12 protein-coding genes are annotated in these 17,713 nt (G+C 72.8%); 2 read left to right on the plus strand and 10 right to left on the minus strand.

The window, feature by feature from the left end; all coding sequences use genetic code 11:
• Positions 1 to 180 precede the first annotated feature (180 nt).
• The 6 genes from ACIQCJ_RS22465 to hrcA form a co-directional block, all read right to left on the minus strand.
• A complete protein-coding gene (locus tag ACIQCJ_RS22465; RefSeq protein WP_402712310.1) occupies positions 181 to 3,519 on the minus strand; it encodes a S41 family peptidase in 3,339 nt (1,112 codons plus the stop codon).
• A gap of 22 nt (positions 3,520 to 3,541) precedes the next feature.
• Positions 3,542 to 3,886: a hypothetical protein gene (locus ACIQCJ_RS22470; protein WP_402712311.1), complete on the minus strand. Its 345-nt coding sequence runs from the start codon at positions 3,884 to 3,886 to the stop codon at positions 3,542 to 3,544.
• 137 nt (positions 3,887 to 4,023) lie between these two features.
• On the minus strand, positions 4,024 to 4,758 hold the full coding sequence (locus tag ACIQCJ_RS22475; protein ID WP_402712312.1) for a 16S rRNA (uracil(1498)-N(3))-methyltransferase: 735 nt from the start codon (positions 4,756 to 4,758) through the stop codon (positions 4,024 to 4,026).
• Positions 4,755 to 5,819 (minus strand): nitronate monooxygenase, encoded by a 1,065-nt coding sequence (locus ACIQCJ_RS22480; RefSeq protein WP_391116785.1) that lies wholly within the window; start codon positions 5,817 to 5,819, stop codon positions 4,755 to 4,757. Before ACIQCJ_RS22480 ends, ACIQCJ_RS22475 begins: the two co-directional genes overlap by 4 nt.
• 280 nt (positions 5,820 to 6,099) lie before the next feature.
• On the minus strand, positions 6,100 to 7,233 hold the full coding sequence (gene dnaJ / locus ACIQCJ_RS22485; protein ID WP_355348854.1) for a molecular chaperone DnaJ: 1,134 nt from the start codon (positions 7,231 to 7,233) through the stop codon (positions 6,100 to 6,102).
• A complete protein-coding gene (gene hrcA, locus ACIQCJ_RS22490; RefSeq protein WP_355348857.1) occupies positions 7,234 to 8,250 on the minus strand; it encodes a heat-inducible transcriptional repressor HrcA in 1,017 nt (338 codons plus the stop codon).
• Positions 8,251 to 8,513: 263 nt separating this feature from the next.
• On the opposite strand from hrcA, the gene ACIQCJ_RS22495 reads away from it, so the two are divergent.
• Positions 8,514 to 9,266 (plus strand): MBL fold metallo-hydrolase, encoded by a 753-nt coding sequence (locus ACIQCJ_RS22495; protein WP_391047523.1) that lies wholly within the window; start codon positions 8,514 to 8,516, stop codon positions 9,264 to 9,266.
• 23 nt (positions 9,267 to 9,289) lie between these two features.
• Positions 9,290 to 10,114, plus strand: coding sequence for a DUF3097 family protein (locus ACIQCJ_RS22500; protein ID WP_391047525.1), 825 nt, complete (start codon positions 9,290 to 9,292; stop codon positions 10,112 to 10,114).
• A gap of 29 nt (positions 10,115 to 10,143) precedes the next feature.
• Here the strand turns inward: ACIQCJ_RS22500 and hemW are convergent, their stop codons facing one another.
• The 4 genes from hemW to lepA form a co-directional block, all read right to left on the minus strand.
• Positions 10,144 to 11,376 carry a radical SAM family heme chaperone HemW gene (hemW, locus tag ACIQCJ_RS22505; protein WP_355348866.1) on the minus strand — a complete coding sequence of 411 codons (1,233 nt, stop codon included), beginning with the start codon at positions 11,374 to 11,376 and terminating at the stop codon, positions 10,144 to 10,146.
• Between the two features lie 147 nt (positions 11,377 to 11,523).
• The gene (locus ACIQCJ_RS22510; protein ID WP_402712313.1) at positions 11,524 to 13,440 is read right to left on the minus strand and encodes a SpoIIE family protein phosphatase; all 1,917 of its coding nucleotides are present in this window, start codon (positions 13,438 to 13,440) and stop codon (positions 11,524 to 11,526) included.
• Positions 13,441 to 13,601: 161 nt separating this feature from the next.
• Positions 13,602 to 15,485, minus strand: coding sequence for an AMP-dependent synthetase/ligase (locus ACIQCJ_RS22515; protein ID WP_402712314.1), 1,884 nt, complete (start codon positions 15,483 to 15,485; stop codon positions 13,602 to 13,604).
• A gap of 174 nt (positions 15,486 to 15,659) precedes the next feature.
• Positions 15,660 to 17,531: a translation elongation factor 4 gene (gene lepA / locus ACIQCJ_RS22520; protein ID WP_355348872.1), complete on the minus strand. Its 1,872-nt coding sequence runs from the start codon at positions 17,529 to 17,531 to the stop codon at positions 15,660 to 15,662.
• Between the last annotated feature and the right edge of the window lie 182 nt (positions 17,532 to 17,713).

The following is a 17,713-nucleotide window of genomic DNA, read 5'->3' on the forward strand; positions in this document are numbered from 1 at the left end:
CCGCAGAAATGCGGTGACAGGGAGGGTGCCGGATACAGGAGAGCAGGTAGCCGCGTTTCGAGGAGGTGCCCCGGACCGGCACCGACCAGGCACAAGCGGCACCCGCAGACGGAGAAAGCACCCGCACGGGTGGGCGGGCGGGCAAAACCAGGCCCGAAGGGCCAACCACCGCCGACCCGATCAACCGCCCATACCCGGCAGCTCCGGCGGCCTCTTGGCCGGAGACTCCTCCAGCGCGGCAAGCGCCATGCCCACGGCAGTGTCAAGCTGCGGATCCCGCCCGCCAACCGAATCCTGCGGAGCGTGAACGACCTCGACGTCCGGATCAACCCCATGGTTCTCGACGCCCCAGCCGTACCCCTCCAACCAGAAGGCGTACTTCGGCTGCGTGACAGCCGTCCCGTCGACCAGGTGGTACCGGTTGTCGATGCCGATGACCCCGCCCCAGGTGCGGGTACCGACCACAGGCCCGATGCCGAGAGCCCGAATCGCGGCGTTGACGATATCCCCGTCGGACCCGGAGAACTCGTTGGCGACAGCCACAATCGGCCCCCGCGGGGCATCCTGCGGATAGCTGACCGGGTGCGCGTCGCGCGGCAGGTCCCAGCCGACGACCCGACGCGCCAGCTTTTCCACGACGAGCTGCGACGTATGGCCGCCGCGGTTCTCGCGGACGTCCACGACCAGGCCCTCGCGGGCGACCTCGACGCGCAGGTCGCGGTGGAGCTGCGCCCAGCCGCTGCCGACCATGTCGGGCACGTGCAGATAGCCCAGCCGCCCGCCGGACGCGCGGTGGACGTGGGCGCGGCGGTCGGCGACCCAGTCGTGGTAGCGCAGCGGTTCCTCGTCGGCGAGCGGTACGGCCACGACATGGCGTACGGGGCCGCCCGCGGCGGGGGCGACGGTCAGTTCCACCGGCTTGCCCGCGGTGCCGACCAGCAGCGGTCCCGGTCCCGTCACCGGGTCGACGCGGTGGCCGTCCACCGCCAGCAGGAGGTCGCCCGCGCGGACGGCGACGCCCGGCGCGGCCAGCGGGGAGCGGGCGTACGGGTCGGAGGATTCGCCGGGCAGCACCCGGTCGATCCGCCAACCGCCGTCTTCCGTACCGGAGATGTCCGCGCCGAGCAGACCCTGCCGGTGCAGCGGGTCGAAGTGGCCGCCGGACGGGATGACGTAGGCGTGCGAGGTGCCCAGCTCGCCGTGCAGCTCCCACAGCAGGTCGATCAGGTCGTCGTGGGTGGCGATCCGGTCGAGCAGCGGCCGGTAGCGCTCGCCCGCCGCTGCCCAGTCGACGCCGCCCATGTCGGCGCGCCAGAAGTTGTCGCGCATGAGCCGGTGCGTCTCGTCGTACATCTGCCGCCACTCGTCCTGCGGGCGGACGGTGACCCGGACCCGGGTCAGGTCGACGGTGACGGAGCCGCCGGATTCGTCGTCCGCGTCGGACTTGCTGTCGGCGGGCGTGATCCGCAGCCGCGATCCGTTGGTGAGCAGCACCTTGGCGCCGTCGCCGGTGACCGCGAAGGCGTCGGCGTCGTCGGCGATCTCCTCGATACGGAGCTGCGCCAGGTCGTACCGCTCCAGCACGGTGTGGGGCGGCTGGGCGTCCGGGGTGGCCAGGGCCGCGCCGAGCGCGCCGACCAGCGGGTGGCGCAGCCACAGCACACCGCCCTTGGCGGCGCGCAGCCCCGAGTAGTGCCCGGCCTCGACGGGGAAGGGCACGATCCGGTCGGCCAGGCCCTCCAGGTCGACGCGGGTGACGGGCGTACGCGGCCGGTCGTCCTTCTTGCCCTCGCCGCCGCTCTCCTTCCCCGCGCCGTCCTGCTCCTCCTTGGCCGGGCCGTCCTGGTCGTCCTCGTCGGCGTCGTACGGGCGGCCGTGGCGCTGCGGGCCGAACGGCGAGGGCGTCGTCGCGCACAGCGTGATCAGGTGCGGGCGGCAGGCGTTGGGGAAGGACAGGTCGAAGACGTGCGCGTCGTAGACCGGGTCGAAGGCGCGCTCGGACAGGAACGCCAGGTGGCGGCCGTCGGCGGTGAAGGCGGGCGCGAAGTCGTTGAACCGCAGCGGGGTCGCGTCGGCCACCGACAGGTCGGCGGTGGCGGCGATCTTCAACTGCCGCAGTTCGCCGGGGCCCGGCTGCGACCAGGCGAGCCAGGCCGAGTCGGGCGAGAAGGCGAGGCCGGACGCGTCGCCCGAGTCGCCCGCGATCACCTCGCGCACCTCGCCGGTCTGCGTCTCGACCAGCAGCACCCGGCCGTCGTGCGAGGCGACGGCGATGCGGTGGCCGTCCGGCGAGACCTCCATGTGCAGCACCCGGCCCAGGCGGCCCGCGGCGAGCCTGCGCGGCGCGGTGCCGGCCGGCAGGCCGACGGCGGGGGCGACCTCCAGGGCGTCCTCGCCGTCCGCGTCGGTGACCCACACCACCTGCTGCTCGCCGTCGGCGCCGCCCTGCCCGAACACCCGCGGCAGCCGGGTACGGACGCCGGGGTCGGCCGCCAACGCCCGTGCCGGGCCGCCGCGGTGGGTCAGCCAGTGCGTGGTGCCGCGGATCTCCAGGGCGCTGCCCCGGCCGGTGTGGTCGGGGCGCGCGTCCCCGAGGTACCGGGCGGCGCGTACGGGGTACGGCCGCAGGTCGGCGCGCTGGCCGCCGAGGCGTACCTCGATCTCGCGCGGTGCCGCGTCGGCGTCGGTCAGGTCGTCCAGCAGGTGGACGCGGCCCCCGGCCATGTACGCCACGCGGGCGCCGTCGGTGGCGGCCTGCCGGGCGTAGAAGCCGTCGATGCCGTCCGCGGGGGTGTGGCGGCGCAGGCCGGTGCCGTCGGGCAGGCTCGAATAGAGCGCTCCGGCGCCCTCGTGGTCGGACAGGAACGCGATGCGGTCGCCGACCCACATCGGGCACTCGATGTTGCCGTCGAGGTCCTGGTGCACCCGCTCGAAGGCGCCGTCGCCCGCGCGGTCGATCCACAACTTGCCCGCCGTGCCGCCGCGGTAGCGCTTCCAGTGCGCGGCTTCCCTGCTCATCGTCGGCGACTGGATCAGCACCGCGCCGTCCGGGCCGTACGCGAGATCGCCGACCGGGCCGTACGGCAGGGTCCGTGCGGGCCCGCCGTCCAGCGGCACCGCCCGCGCCCATGTCCGCCGCGAGGACGCCTCGCCGTACGGCGTGACCGCGACCAGCTCGCCGTCCAGCGTCCACGTCCGCACGGCCGTCCGTACGTTGCCCCAGTACGTCAACCGGCTGGCCAGGCCGCCCTCCAGGGGCGCGGCGTGCACCTCGGGCGCCCCGTCCCTGGTCGACGTCCACGCCACCCACTCGCCGTCGGGCGAGACCCTGGGCCGTCCGACCGGCATGTTGTCCGCGCTCACCCGCCACGCCCGGCCGCCGTCCAGCGGCGCGACCCACACGTCGTCCTCGGCGGCGAACGCGAGGAAGTCGCCGTGCGGGTGCGGGTGTCGGAGGTAGGAGGGCTGCGGCGCGCTCGGGCGCGGCTGCCGCGTCACGTGCTGGTCGTGGTCGGTCACCACGCCAGCCTAGCGACGGCGATCATGTCTTCGCCGAGCAGTTTCCGAGACCTCGTACGTCGAAGACGGTCTTCTTTCCGACCACCGCGGTCAGGTGGCCCTGGACGCACTTGTCGTCCAACTGCTTGGTCACCGTGCCCTTTACGGTGATCTTCTCGTCGTGGTCGGTCCGGCCGAGGCAGTCGACGTCGTCCTCGGTCCTGCCCGTCGTCGCGCTGCACGACAGCCAACTCACGTCGATATCGTCCTTCTTGAGCGCCCGCGTCGCCAACTGGTCGGTCGTCGCCGACACCGCGCTCGCCCCCAGCCCGTCCGCCGGGTCGCATCCGCTGATCGTCATCGCCATCAGGGCGGCCGTCACGGCCATCCCCCCGGCTCCCCATGTCCCCATTCGTCCCATCCCCCCAACCTCCGCCCGCGACCGCCCTCCCGTAAATCCCCCGAAGGCAGGACCTTCCCCTTACGGGTGGCTGCCCCGCCCGTAAGGCCGGGTGGGTCGGAAGGTCAGGACCAGCGGCCGGTGCGGGCGAGGAGGACGGAGGCGGCGGCCACCCCGGCGGTGGAGGTGCGCAGGACGGTGGGGCCCAGGCGATAGGCGGTGGCGGCGAGCGTGGCGATCTCCTCGGCGGAGACCCCGCCTTCCGGCCCGACGACGAGCACGACGGACCCGGACGCGGGCAGCGCGGCGGAGGCCAGCGCGGCCGAGCCCTCCTCATGGAGGACCCCGGCGAATTCGGCGCCGGCCAACAGCCCGGCGACCTGACGGGTCGTCATCAGGTCCGCCACGGAGGGAAACCGCAGGCGCCGCGCCTGCTTGGCGGCCTCCCGCGCGGTGGACCGCCACTTCGCCAGGGCCTTGGCGCCCCGGTCACCGCGCCACTGGGTGACACAGCGGGCCGCCGCCCAGGGAACGACGGCGTCGACCCCGGCCTCCGTCATGGTCTCGACGGCCAGCTCCCCGCGGTCCCCCTTGGGCAGCGCCTGGACGACGGTGATCCGCACGGCGGGCTCGGGTTCGACCCGCGTCTCGCGTACCTCGACGTCGAGCACGTCCTTGCCGGAGACGGCGGCGACCACCCCGTACGCACCGCGCCCGCCCCCGTCCGTGAGGACGATCGCCTCGCCGGGCGTGAGGCGGCGCACGGAGACCGCGTGCCGCCCCTCGGACCCGGTGAGGGTGACGGTGGACGGGGAGCCGTCCAGCGCGGCGGGTTCGACCAGGAAGACGGGGGCCGTCATGCGAGCGCCTCCCGGGCGGCGTGGAGTTCTTCGACGAGGAGTTCGACCAGGCGCCCGGCGGAGACGTCACGGGCCAGCCGGTGACCCTGACCGGCCCACAGGGCCATGCCCTGCGGATCGCCCGCCGCGGCGGCGGCCTTGCGCAGCCCGGAGGTGAGGTGGTGGATCTGCGGGTATCCGGGCGGCGCGTACGGCCCGTGCTCGCGGATGAAGCGGTTGAGCAGCCCGCGCGCGGGCCGCCCGGAGAAGGCGCGGGTCAGTTCGGTGCGGGCGAAGACCGGATCGGTGACGGCCCGCTTGTGCAGCGGACTCGCCCCGGACTCCGGGCAGACCAGGAACGCCGTGCCGAGCTGCGCCGCGTCCGCGCCCGCCGCGAGCACCGCCGCGACCTGCCCGCCGCGCATGAGCCCGCCCGCCGCGATCAGCGGCAGCTGCACGGCCTCGCGTACCTGCGGCACCAGCGACAGCAGCCCGAAACCCGCGCCGTCGAGCTGCGGGTCGTCGCGGTGGGTGCCCTGGTGGCCGCCCGCCTCCACGCCCTGGACGCACACCGCGTCCGCCCCCGACCACTGGGCGGCCAGCGCCTCGGACGGCGAGGTCACCGTCACGACGGTGTACGTACCGGCCTTCGCGAAGGCGTCGAGCACCGAGCGCTCCGGGCACCCGAAGGTGAAGCTCACCATCGGCACCGGGTCCTCCAGCAGGATCGCGACCTTCGCGTCGTACGCGTCGTCGGTCCCGCTGTCCGGGTCGCCCAGCGGCGTCCCGTACCAGGCGGACTCCCCCGCCAGCTGCTCGGCGTACACCGCGACCGCGGACGGATCGGCCGTCGCGGGCTGCGGCATGAAGAGATTCACCCCGAACGGGTGCGAGCTGAGATGCCGGACCTGCCGGATCTCCTCGTACATCGCCTCGGAGGTCTTGTACCCGGCGGCCAGAAAGCCCAGGCCGCCCGCCGCCCCCACGGCCGCGGCGAGCTGCGGATTCGACGCGCCTCCGGCCATCGGCGCCTGAATGATCGGATACGCCGAGAACGACGAGAGATCGGTCAACGCGGACATGCCGTTCATCGTGCCATGCCGCCTCCCGGCAAGGTGCGGTACCCCGTGCGGGGCGCGGCCCCCGCGTCCGCCTCACGTGAGGCGGTGCCTCGTTTTTCAGGGGCGCGGGCAACCGCGCGACAAGCCCCCGCCGGGCCGGTGGTCCGAGGACATACCGATCCACCCCTCTGGGGCCGGTGGTGACCCGCGGGAGCCATTCGGCCGGTCCGCGGTTCCCCGCGCCCCTGAAAAGACCGGCTCACCCCCCGCAGGGGGCACCCTCGTGCGGAGCGCGGGCCCGCTACCGCCCGTTGAAGGCGTCCTTCAGACGGGAGAAGAGGCCCTGCTGGCCCGGCGCGAACTGCCCCAGGGGCCGCTCCTCGCCGCGCAGCACGGCGAGCTGCCGCAGCAGATTCTCCTGCTCGGCGTCGAGCTTGCTGGGGGTGAGGACTTCGACGTGCACGACGAGGTCGCCGCGCCCGCCGCCGCGCAGGTGCGTGACACCGCGCTGGTGGAGCGGGATGGACTGGCCGGACTGCGTGCCGGGCCTGATGTCGATCTCCTCCAGGCCGTCCAGCGTCTCCAGCGGGCACTTGGTGCCGAGGGACGCGGCCGTCATCGGGATGGTGACCGTGCAGTGCAGGTCGTCGCCGCGCCGCTGGAAGACCGGGTGCGGGACCTCGCGGATCTCGACGTAGAGGTCACCGGCCGGGCCGCCGCCGGGGCCGACCTCGCCCTCGCCCGCGAGCTGGATACGTGTGCCGTTGTCGACACCCGCGGGGATCTTGACGGTGAGCGTACGGCGGGAGCGGACCCGGCCGTCGCCCGCGCACTCGGGGCAGGGGGTGGGCACGACGGTGCCGAAGCCCTGGCACTGCGGGCAGGGCCTGGACGTCATGACCTGGCCGAGGAAGGACCGGGTGACCTGGGAGACCTCGCCGCGACCGCGGCACATGTCGCAGGTCTGCGCGGCGGTGCCGGGCGCGGCCCCCTCGCCGTTGCAGGTGCCGCAGGTCACGGCGGTGTCGACCTGGATGTCCTTGGTGGTGCCGAACGCGGCCTCGTCCAGCTCGATCTCCAGCCGGATCATCGCGTCCTGGCCGCGCCGGGTGCGCGAGCGCGGCCCGCGCTGCTGCGACTGCCCGAAGAAGGCGTCCATGATGTCGCTGAAGTTGCCGAAGCCCGCGCCGAAGCCGCCCGCGCCGCCTCCGCCACCGGCGGCCAGCGGATCGCCGCCGAGGTCGTAGACCTGCTTCTTCTGCGGATCGGAGAGCACCTCGTAGGCGGCGTTGATCTCCTTGAACCGCTCCTGCGTCTTGGGGTCCGGATTGACGTCCGGGTGCAGCTCACGGGCGAGCCGGCGGAACGCCTTCTTGATCTCGTCCGGGCCTGCGTCGCGGCGCACGCCGAGAACGGCGTAGTAGTCCGTGGCCACTTACGACTCCGCCAGGATCTGTCCGACGTAACGTGCCACTGCGCGTACCGCTCCCATCGTTCCGGGGTAGTCCATGCGGGTCGGTCCGACCACGCCGAGTTTGGCGACTGCCTCGTCGCCCGAACCGTAGCCGACCGCCACCACCGAAGTGGAATTGAGCCCCTCGTGAAAATTCTCATGACCGATCCGTACGGTCATGCCCGAATCCTTGGCCTCGCCGAGCAGTTTGAGGAGCACCATCTGCTCTTCGAGGGCTTCGAGCACCGGCCGGATCGTCAGCGGGAAGTCGTGGTTGAACCGGGTGAGATTCGCCGCGCCGCCGAGCATGATCCGCTCCTCGGTCTCCTCGACGAGCGTTTCGAGGAGCGTGGCGAGCACGGCGGTGACCGCGGGGCGGTCGTCCGGGTCGAAGCCGTCCGGCAGGTCCTGGACCAGCGGGGGCACGTCCGCGAAGCGGCGGCCGACGACCCGGCTGTTGAGCCGGGCGCGCAGGTCGCCGAGCACGGTCTCGCCGATCGGCGCGGAGCAGTCGATGAGCCGCTGTTCGACGCGGCCGGTGTCGGTGATCAGCACGAGCATCACGCGGGCGGGCGCCAGCGGCAGCAGTTCCACGTGCCGGACCGACGAGCGGGTCAGCGACGGGTACTGCACGACGGCGACCTGCCGGGTGAGCTGCGCGAGCAGCCGTACCGTACGGCCCACGACGTCGTCGAGGTCGACCGCGCCGTCCAGGAAGTTCTGGATCGCGCGGCGCTCGGCCGACGACAGCGGTTTGACGCCCGCGAGCTTGTCGACGAAGAGCCGGTAGCCCTTGTCGGTGGGAATGCGGCCAGCGCTGGTGTGCGGCTGGGCGATGTATCCCTCGTCCTCCAGGACCGCCATGTCGTTGCGCACGGTGGCGGGCGAGACGCCCAGCCGGTGCCGTTCGGTGAGCGCCTTGGAGCCGACCGGCTCCTCGGTCCCGACATAGTCCTGGACGATGGCACGCAGCACTTCGAGCCTGCGTTCGCTCAGCATCGCGCACCTCCAGCCGTATGGCCTCGTCCGTCTACCGGTCCTTAAAACCGCCCTGGCCTGGCACTCCTGCGTTTCGAGTGCCAGCCGCCCCGCAGCAAGTGTACGGCGAGGTAGCGAGGGCGAGGCAAGGGCACCGTACGGGTGGGCGAAGTGTGGCGGGATGGGCGGCGGTACGAGGCGACGGAGCGGCGGTCGGCGACGGGCGGCAGGGGACGGCGGCGGACGACGGGCGGCGCGGGCGCGGCGGCGATAGCGTCGGTCACGTGAGATCTGCGGAACCGGCGGAGCCGGTGGAGGGCACGGGGTGGGAGCAGCTGGCTCCCGGTGTCGCGCGGCGGCGGCTGCCGCATCTGGATGTGACCATCGGCCTGGTGGTCGGCGACGACGGTGTGCTGCTGGTCGACACCGGCTCGACGCTGCGGGAGGGCGCCGAGCTGCGGGCCCAGGTCGAGGCGCTGACCGGCAGGACCGTCACCCATGTCGCGCTCACCCACGGCCATTTCGACCACGTCTTCGGCACGGCGGCCTTCCCCGGCGCCGAGGTGTACGGGCAGACGTCGCTGGCCGCGCTGCTGCGGCGCGAGCGGGAGGCGCTGCGCGAGTCGGCGGTCGCCTTCGGCACCGACCCGGCGGAGGCGGCGCGGGCCGCCGAGGCCCTGGTGCTGCCCGGCCACCCGGTCAGCGGTGAGTACGCCCTGGACCTGGGCCGCGACCGTCCGGTGCTGCTGGTCCACCCCGGCCCCGGCCACACCCGCAATGACCTGGTGGTGGTCGTGCCGGGCGCCACCCCGAGCGATCCCGCCGTGGTCTTCTGCGGCGACCTGGTCGAGGAGTCGGGCGAGCCGCAGGCCGACGACGACGCGGCGCCCGACCGCTGGCCCGGCACCCTGGACGCGCTGCTCGCCCTCGGCGGCGAGACGGCCCGTTACGTGCCCGGCCACGGCGCGGTGGTCGACGCCCGCTTCGTACGGGCCCAGCGCGACGCGCTGGCGGCCCGCTTCGGGTCCGTCGCGTAGCCGCCCTGGTTACGATCTCCCTCATGCGCAGCAGGAGTTACGACGACCCCGACCTCACTCCCCCGTGGAAGCGGAGTACGCCCGCGCCCGAGGTGGCCGCGGAGCGGGATCTGGTGGTCGAGGAGGTCGGCACCGGTTTCTGCGGGGCCGTGGTGCGGGTGGAGAAGACCGCCGAGGGGCTGACGGTCACGCTGGAGGACCGCTTCGGCAAGCACCGCGTCTTCCCGATGGAGCCGCGCGGCTTCCTCATCGACGGCAAGCAGGTCACCCTCGTCCGCCCGCAGGCGCCGGGCCCGCGCGGGCCCCTGCTGTCCGCCTCCGGCTCGATCGCGGTCACCGGCGCGAAGGCGCGGGTGGCGCGCGCCGGACGGATCTACGTCGAGGGCCGGCACGACGCCGAGCTGGTCGAACGCGTCTGGGGGCACGACCTGCGCGTCGAGGGCGTCGTGGTCGAGTACCTGGAGGGGGTGGACGACCTCCCGGCCATCGTCGAGTCCTTCTCGCCGGGTCCCGACGCCCGCCTGGGCGTCCTGGTCGACCACCTGGTGCCGGGCTCCAAGGAGTCCCGTATCGCGGCGGCGGTCACCGGGGCGGACGTCCTGATCGTCGGCCACCCCTATATCGACGTGTGGGAGGCCGTGAAGCCGTCCTCCGTCGGCATCCGGGAGTGGCCGCGCGTCCCGCGCGGCGAGGACTGGAAGACGGGGGTCTGCCGCAGCCTCGGCTGGAACATGACGACGGGTGAGGCGTGGCAGCGGATCCTGGCCTCGGTCCACACCTACAAGGACCTCCAGCCGGAGCTGCTGGGCGCGGTGGAGCACTTGATCGACTTCGTGGCGGCGCCGTAAGGAGCCGCCCCGGGGCGGCTCCTGGTCGACTAGTCGACCAGGTCCCTGACGACGGCGTCGGCCAGGAGTCGGCCGCGCAGGGTGAGGACGGCGCGGCCGTCCGCGTAAGGACCGGCCTCCAGGAGGCCGTCCGTTACCGCGCGGGCGGCGGCGCGGGCGCCCTCCTCGGCGAGGAGGTCGAGGGGGCAGCCGTCGGCGAGGCGCAGTTCCAGCAGGACGCGCTCGACGCGGCGGTCCTCCGCGGTGAGGATCTCCCGCCCGGCGCCGGGTGAGCGTCCTTCGCCGAGGGCCTGCGCGTAGGCGCCGGGGTGCTTGACGTTCCACCAGCGCACGCCGCCGACGTGGCTGTGGGCGCCGGGCCCCGCGCCCCACCAGTCGGCGCCGGTCCAGTACAGCTCGTTGTGGGTGCAGCGCCCGGCGGGGGTGGTGGCCCAGTTGGAGACCTCGTACCAGGTGAAGCCCGCGGCGGCCAGCCGCTCGTCCGCGATGAGGTAGCGGTCGGCGTGCACGTCGTCGTCGGTCATGGGCACCTCGCCGCGCCGGATCCGCCGGGCGAGCTGCGTGCCCTCCTCGACGATCAGCGCGTACGCGGACACGTGGTCGGGACCCGCGGCGACGGCCGCGTCCAGGGAGGCGCGCCAGTCGTCGTCGGACTCCCCCGGCGTGCCGTAGATCAGGTCGAGGTTGACGTGCTCGAATCCGGCGGCGCGCGCCTCGGCGACGCATGCCTCGGGCCGCCCCGGGGTATGGGTGCGGTCCAGCACCTTCAGTACGTGCTGCCGCGCGCTCTGCATCCCGAACGACACCCGGTTGAAGCCGCCCGCGCGCAGTTCCGCGAGGTAGCCGGGGTCGACGGACTCCGGGTTGGCCTCCGTGGTGATCTCGGCGCCGTCGGCGAGGCCGAATTCGTCGCGGATCGCGGCCAGGGCGCGGACGAGGTCGGCGGCGGGCAGCAGCGTCGGGGTGCCGCCGCCGACGAAGACCGTCTCGACCGGGCGCGGGTCGTCGCCCAGGACCTTCCTGGCCAGCCGGATCTCGTCGGTGAGCACGTCCGCGTAGTTCTCGCGGGAGGCGAGGGCGCCGCCCGAGCCGCGCAATTCGGTGGCGGTGTAGGTGTTGAAGTCGCAGTAGCCGCAGCGCGTCGCGCAGTACGGCACGTGCAGGTAGAAGCCGAGCGGCCGGTCCGCCGCCCCGTCGAGCGCGTGCGCGGGCAGCGTCCCGTCCGCGGGCACGGGCTCACCATCAGGCAGTACGGAAGGCATCTGTCCAGTATCCGGTACGCGCGAGGTGCCCGAATCCGCGCGGTCGCCGGCCTCGCTCGGGTCGCGGTCCCGATCCCGCTCGGATGCCGGTCGCGGCCCCGCTCGGGTCCCGGTCCCGGTCCCGTTCGGACGCCGGTCCCGGCGCGCTCACCTCGCCTGGAGGACCAGCAGCGCCAGGTCGTCGGCGGGCGGCGCGTCGTCGTACTCGTGGACCGCGCGCCGGATGCGTTCCGCGACGGCGACGGCGTTGAGCCCCACACAGCCGCCGAGCGCCGCCGCCAGGCCGTCGTCGTCGTCGAACTGCCGGTGCCCGCGGCGGCGTTCGGTGACGCCGTCGGTGACGCACAGCAGTGTCTCGCCGGGGGTGAGGTCGAAGGACTCGCAGTCGTACCGTGTGTCGTCGCCGATGCCGAGCAGCATCTGCGGGCTCGCGGCCTCGCGTACCCGCCCGTCCGGGGTGAGGACCAGCGGCAGCGGGTGGCCTGCCGAGGCGAGCGTGCACCGGGCGCCGCGGCCTGTGGCGTACGGCACGATCTCGCCGTAGAGCAGCGACAGGAAGCGGGCCTGGCCGCCCTCCCAGTCGCCGGTCTCGCCGATCAGGGCGGTGGCGGCCTCGTCGGCGAGCGCCTTGTTGAGGCGGTCGAGGACGTCGGGGACGCCGTAGCCCTCGCGGGCCAGCAGCCGCAGGACCGGGCGGGCGATACCGGTCAGCGAGGCGGCCTCGGGGCCGTTGCCGCAGACGTCGCCGAGGGCGAAGCACCAGCGGCCGTCGCCCGCGGGGAACAGGTCGTAGAAGTCGCCGCCGACCCAGTCGCCGGCCGTGGGCTCGTACACCACGGCGTGGTCGACGCCGGGGATGCGGCCCGCGGCGGGCGGCAGCAGGCCGCGTTGCAGGACGGTGCTGATCATCGCCTGGCGGGCGTACTGCCGCGCGGTGTCCACGGCGAGCGCGACCCGGCGCCCGAAGTCCTCGACCAGGCCGACCACCTCGCCCGGCAGACCGAGCAGGCCGGTGCGGCCGAGCAGCAGCGTGCCGTGCCAGCGCCCGGCGGCGACCAGCGGTACGGCCAGCGCGCCGCCGTGCTCCCACATGTCGTCGGTGGCCGGCCAGGGCCACGGCATGGCGCCGCCGAGGCGGGTGCCGGAGCGCAGGCCCGGCGGGGGCGGGGTTTTCTCCAGTACGGCGCGCAGGCCGTCGATACGGTGCTCCGCGCCGTGCCAGACGCTGGACAGCCGTGGCCGGCCGCCGGTCCCGTAGAGCCAGACCGCGCACCAGTCCGCGAGCCGCGGCACGAGGAGCTGGGTCGCCAGCACGGCCACGTTGTCCTCGTCGAGCTGGCCCGCGAGCAGATCGGACGCCTCGGCGAGGAAGGACAGGGAGCCGCGGTTGATCCAGTCGGAGTCCGCTTTCCGGGCGGAGCCGGAGGGCGCGGGCGCCAGGATCTCGGCGGCCCGCAGGCCGCGCCGGAGCGGCTCCTCGCTCTCGTCTTCGCTCTCTTCACTTCCTGCGGCCGGGGGCGGGCCGGTGAGGTCGAGGCGGCACCAGACGGTTTTACGGTCGCGGCGGTAGCTGATGCCCCAGGCGTCGGACAGGGCGGCGACGAGTTGCAGGCCGCGACCGCCTTCCCTGTGGTCGCCGGGGTCCGGCCGGTCGTCGCCGCGCAGCACCCGTGCCGGGTACTGGTCGGACACCTCGATCACCAGACCGGGCTCCCGCGACCCGCTGTCCCCGAACGCCTCCGCCGCCGCCTGCGCTCTCGTCTCCAGTCGGCACAGGACGTCCACGGTGGTGCCCGCGTGGATCACCGCGTTGGTCACCAGCTCGCTGACCAGCAGGATCGCGTCGTCCACGACCTGTTCGGTGAACGCGGCGGCCTCCGGCAGGCCCTGGCTCGTCCAGTCGGCGAGCGCGGCCCGCAGGAAGCGCCGGGCGGCGCCCGCCGCGAGCTGATTGCCGGGCAGCGTGGTGCCGGAAGCGGTGCCGGTGCTGATACCGGCGCCGGTACGGGTGCTGGCGGTACGGGTGCCGGTGCCCTCGCGGGGGCGTGGCGGGTCGAGCCTCACAGGCGGCTCCCGAGGATGCGGCGACAACGCACACACCGTGACACACCGAACCCGTCCGAACGCGCCGCGTGACCCCCGGGGTCCCCCGAATCGGTCCCCGCCCGGCCAACTCCGGGCGCGGCGCGCCCGCGAGGGGTACCCTACGCGCCGCTCGCGGGGGCTTACGCCTCGCGCGCTCCGGCGTACATCTCCTCGATCAGCGGGGCGAATTCGCGCTCGACGACCGGGCGCTTGAGCTTCAGGCTTGGGGTGAGGTCGCCGTGCTCGATGTCGAGGTCGCGGGGCAGGACGCGGAATTCGCGGATCTGCTGCCAGCGCTGGAGGTTGTCGTTGACGCGCTGGACGTAGCCGGCGATGAGTTCGCGGACCTCGTCGGTGCCGACGACATCGGCGTACGAGCGGCCTTCGAGGCCGTGCTCCGCGGCCCAGACGAGGATGGTGGGCTCGTCGAGGGCGAGCAGCGCCGTACAGAAATTCCGGCCGCCGCCGACGACTAGGACGTTGCTGACGAAGGGGCACACCGCCTTGAACTGTCCCTCGACCTCGGCGGGCGCGATGTACTTGCCGCCCGAGGTCTTGATCAGGTCCTTCTTGCGGTCGGTGATCTTCAGGAAGCCGTCGGGCGACAGTTCGCCGATGTCGCCGGTGTGGAACCAGCCGTCGGACTCCAGCACCTCGGCGGTCTTCTCCGGCAGCCCGTGGTAGCCCTGCATGATGCCGGGGCCGCGCAGCAGGATCTCGCCGTCCTCGGCGATCCGGACCTCCAGGCCGGGCAGCGCCTTGCCGACGGTGCCGGTGCGGTAGGACTCGCCGGGGTTGACGAAGCTGGCGGCGCTGGACTCGGTGAGGCCGTAGCCCTCCAGGATGTGGATTCCAGCGCCGGAGAAGAAGTAGCCGATCTCGGGGGCGAGCGCGGCCGAGCCGGACACGCAGGCGCGCAGCTTCCCGCCGAACGCCTCGCGGATCTTGGCGTAGACGAGCTTGTCGGCGATCGCGTGCTTGGTGCGCAGGCCGACCGGCACGGTCGGGACGCCGGTCAGCCGCATGCTGTTCTGCGCGGCCTTGGCGTACTCGCGGGCGACCTCGGCCGCCCACAGGAAGATCTTGTACTTGGCGCCGCCGCCCGCCCTGGCCTTGGCGGCGACCCCGTTGTAGACCTTCTCGAAGATCCTCGGCACGGCGGCCATGTAGGTCGGCTGGACGACCGGCAGATTCTCGATGATCTTGTCGACGCGGCCGTCGACGGCGGTGACGTGGCCGACGGTGATGTGCCCTGCGGTCAGCACCTTGCCGAAGACGTGCGCGAGGGGCAGCCACAGGTACTGAACGTCGTTCTCGTCGAGCAGCCCGATCGCCTCGATGGCGCGCGCCATGTACGCCCAGCAGTCCTGCGGCAGCCGGACGCCCTTGGGGCGGCCCGTGGTGCCGGAGGTGTAGATGAGGGTGGCGAGCTGGTCCTTGGTGATGGCGGCGACGGCGTCGGTGACGGCGGCCGGGTGCTGCTCCAGGTAGGCGGCGCCGCGCTTGATCAGCTCGTCGAGCGACAGCACCCAGCCGTCGCCGTCCGTGTCGGCCGCCCCGGCCGCGTCCATGACCACGACATGCGTCAGCTCGGGCAGCTCCGCGCGGCGCTCGCGGGCCTTGGCGAGCTGCGCCGCGTTCTCCGCGATCAGGACGCGGCTGCCGGAGTCGGCGAGGATGAACGCGGTCTCGTCGGCGTTGGTGCTCGGGTAGACGGTGGTGGTGGCCGCGCCCGCGCACAGGATGCCCAGGTCGGCGAGGATCCAGTCGACCGAGGTGTTGGACGAGATCGCCACCCGCTCCTCGGGCCGGATGCCGAGGTCCATCAGGCCGGCGGCGATGGCGTAGACCCGCTCGGCGGCGGCGCCCCAGGTGAGCGCCTGCCAGGTGTCGGGGCCCTGGCCGCTCTCGGACGGGACGGGGAAGCGGTACGCCTCCGCGTCGGGGGTCGCCGTCACGCGCTCCAGAAAGAGCGTCGCCACGGAGGGCGGCCGATTCTCGATCAACGTCTGTGTGTCGGTCACGACAACCTCCGGGCCCGCGCCTGTGTTCTTAACTCACCAGTAACCTACGTCGGATCAGGGTAGAGGGCCGACGCCCGGCGCGTAAGAGGGGAAGGCCCGCCGGTTGCCCCGGATGCCCCGTTCGCCTCATCCCCTGCCGCTTCGGCCCCGGACCCCGCCCCTCACCTGCTTCTTCTACTTCTTCGCCTTCGACTCGCCCTCGGAGTCGGTCGACAGGACGGCGATGAACGCCTCCTGCGGCACCTCCACGTTGCCGACCATCTTCATCCGCTTCTTGCCTTCCTTCTGCTTCTCCAGCAGCTTGCGCTTACGCGAGATGTCACCGCCGTAGCACTTGGCCAGCACGTCCTTGCGGATGGCGCGGACGGTCTCGCGGGCGATCACGCGGGCGCCGATGGCGGCCTGGATCGGCACCTCGAAGTTCTGCCGCGGGATCAGCTCGCGCAGCTTGGCCACCAGCCGGACGCCGTACGCGTACGCCTTGTCCTTGTGGGTGATCGCGGAGAAGGCGTCCACCTTGTCGCCGTGCAGCAGGATGTCGACCTTGACCAGGTCGGCGCTCTGCTCGCCGGTGGGCTCGTAGTCGAGCGAGGCGTAGCCGCGGGTCTTGGACTTCAGGTTGTCGAAGAAGTCGAAGACGATCTCGGCCAGCGGCAGGGTGTAGCGGATCTCGACCCGGTCCTCGGAGAGGTAGTCCATGCCGAGCAGCGAGCCGCGCCGGTTCTGGCACAGCTCCATGATCGCGCCGATGAACTCGGTGGGCGCCAGCACCGTCGCCCTGACCACCGGCTCGTAGACCTCGGCGATCTTGCCCTCGGGGAACTCGCTGGGGTTGGTGACCGTGTGCTCGGTGCGGTCCTCCATGACGACGCGGTAGACCACGTTGGGCGCGGTCGCGATCAGGTCGAGGCCGAATTCGCGCTCCAGGCGCTCGCGGATCACGTCGAGGTGCAGCAGGCCGAGGAAGCCGACGCGGAAGCCGAAGCCGAGGGCGGCGGACGTCTCCGGCTCGTAGACCAGCGCCGCGTCGTTGAGCTGGAGCTTGTCCAGCGCCTCGCGCAGCTCGGGGTAGTCGGAGCCGTCCAGCGGGTAGAGGCCGGAGAACACCATGGGCTTGGGGTCCTTGTAGCCGCCCAGCGCCTCGGTCGCGCCGCGGTTCAAGGTGGTGATGGTGTCACCGACCTTGGACTGCCGTACGTCCTTCACACCCGTGATCAGATAGCCGACCTCGCCGACGCCGAGGCCGTCGTGCGGCTTCATCTCGGGCGACGAGACGCCGATCTCCAGCAGTTCGTGGGTGGCGCCGGTGGACATCATCTTGATCCGCTCACGCTTGGTGAGCTGGCCGTCGATGACACGGACGTAGGTGACCACGCCCCGGTAGGAGTCGTAGACCGAGTCGAAGATCATCGCGCGGGCGGGCGCGTCGGCGACGCCGACCGGCGGCGGCACGTCCTGGACCACCCGGTCGAGCAGCGCGTCCACGCCGACGCCGGTCTTCGCCGAGACCTTGAGCACATCGGAGGGGTCGCAGCCGATGAGGTTGGCCAGCTCCTCGGAGAACTTCTCCGGCTGGGCGGCCGGCAGGTCGATCTTGTTCAGCACGGGAACGATCGTCAGGTCGTTCTCCATCGCCAGGTAGAGGTTGGCGAGGGTCTGCGCCTCGATGCCCTGCGCCGCGTCGACCAGCAGGACCGTGCCCTCGCAGGCGGCCAGTGACCGCGAGACCTCGTAGGTGAAGTCGACGTGGCCCGGGGTGTCGATCATGTTCAGGATGTGCGTGCTGCCGGTGCCGTCGCCCGTGGTCGGCGCCCAGGGCAGCCGGACGGCCTGCGACTTGATCGTGATGCCCCGCTCGCGCTCGATGTCCATCCGGTCGAGGTACTGGGCGCGCATCTGGCGTGCGTCGACGACGCCGGTGAGCTGGAGCATCCGGTCGGCGAGGGTGGACTTGCCGTGGTCGATGTGCGCGATGATGCAGAAGTTGCGGATCAACGCCGGGTCGGTACGGCTCGGCTCCGGCACATGGGAAGGGGTCGCGGGCACGCAGGGTCCATTTTCTCGGGTCGGGCGGGCTGGTTGCTCGGGGCGAGCGGGGCTGGCGTAAGGGCTATCGTCCCATGGTTGCGGCACCGGCACCGGTTTGGGCCGTCCTGTGAACGGCTGGTAGCCTGGAGCACTGTGCCTCGTGCCCTCTAACCCGAGGCATCTGCTCGTTTCAGTACCAA

This window comes from Streptomyces sp. NPDC093221, from assembly GCF_044753885.1.
Lineage (GTDB): Bacteria > Actinomycetota > Actinomycetes > Streptomycetales > Streptomycetaceae > Actinacidiphila.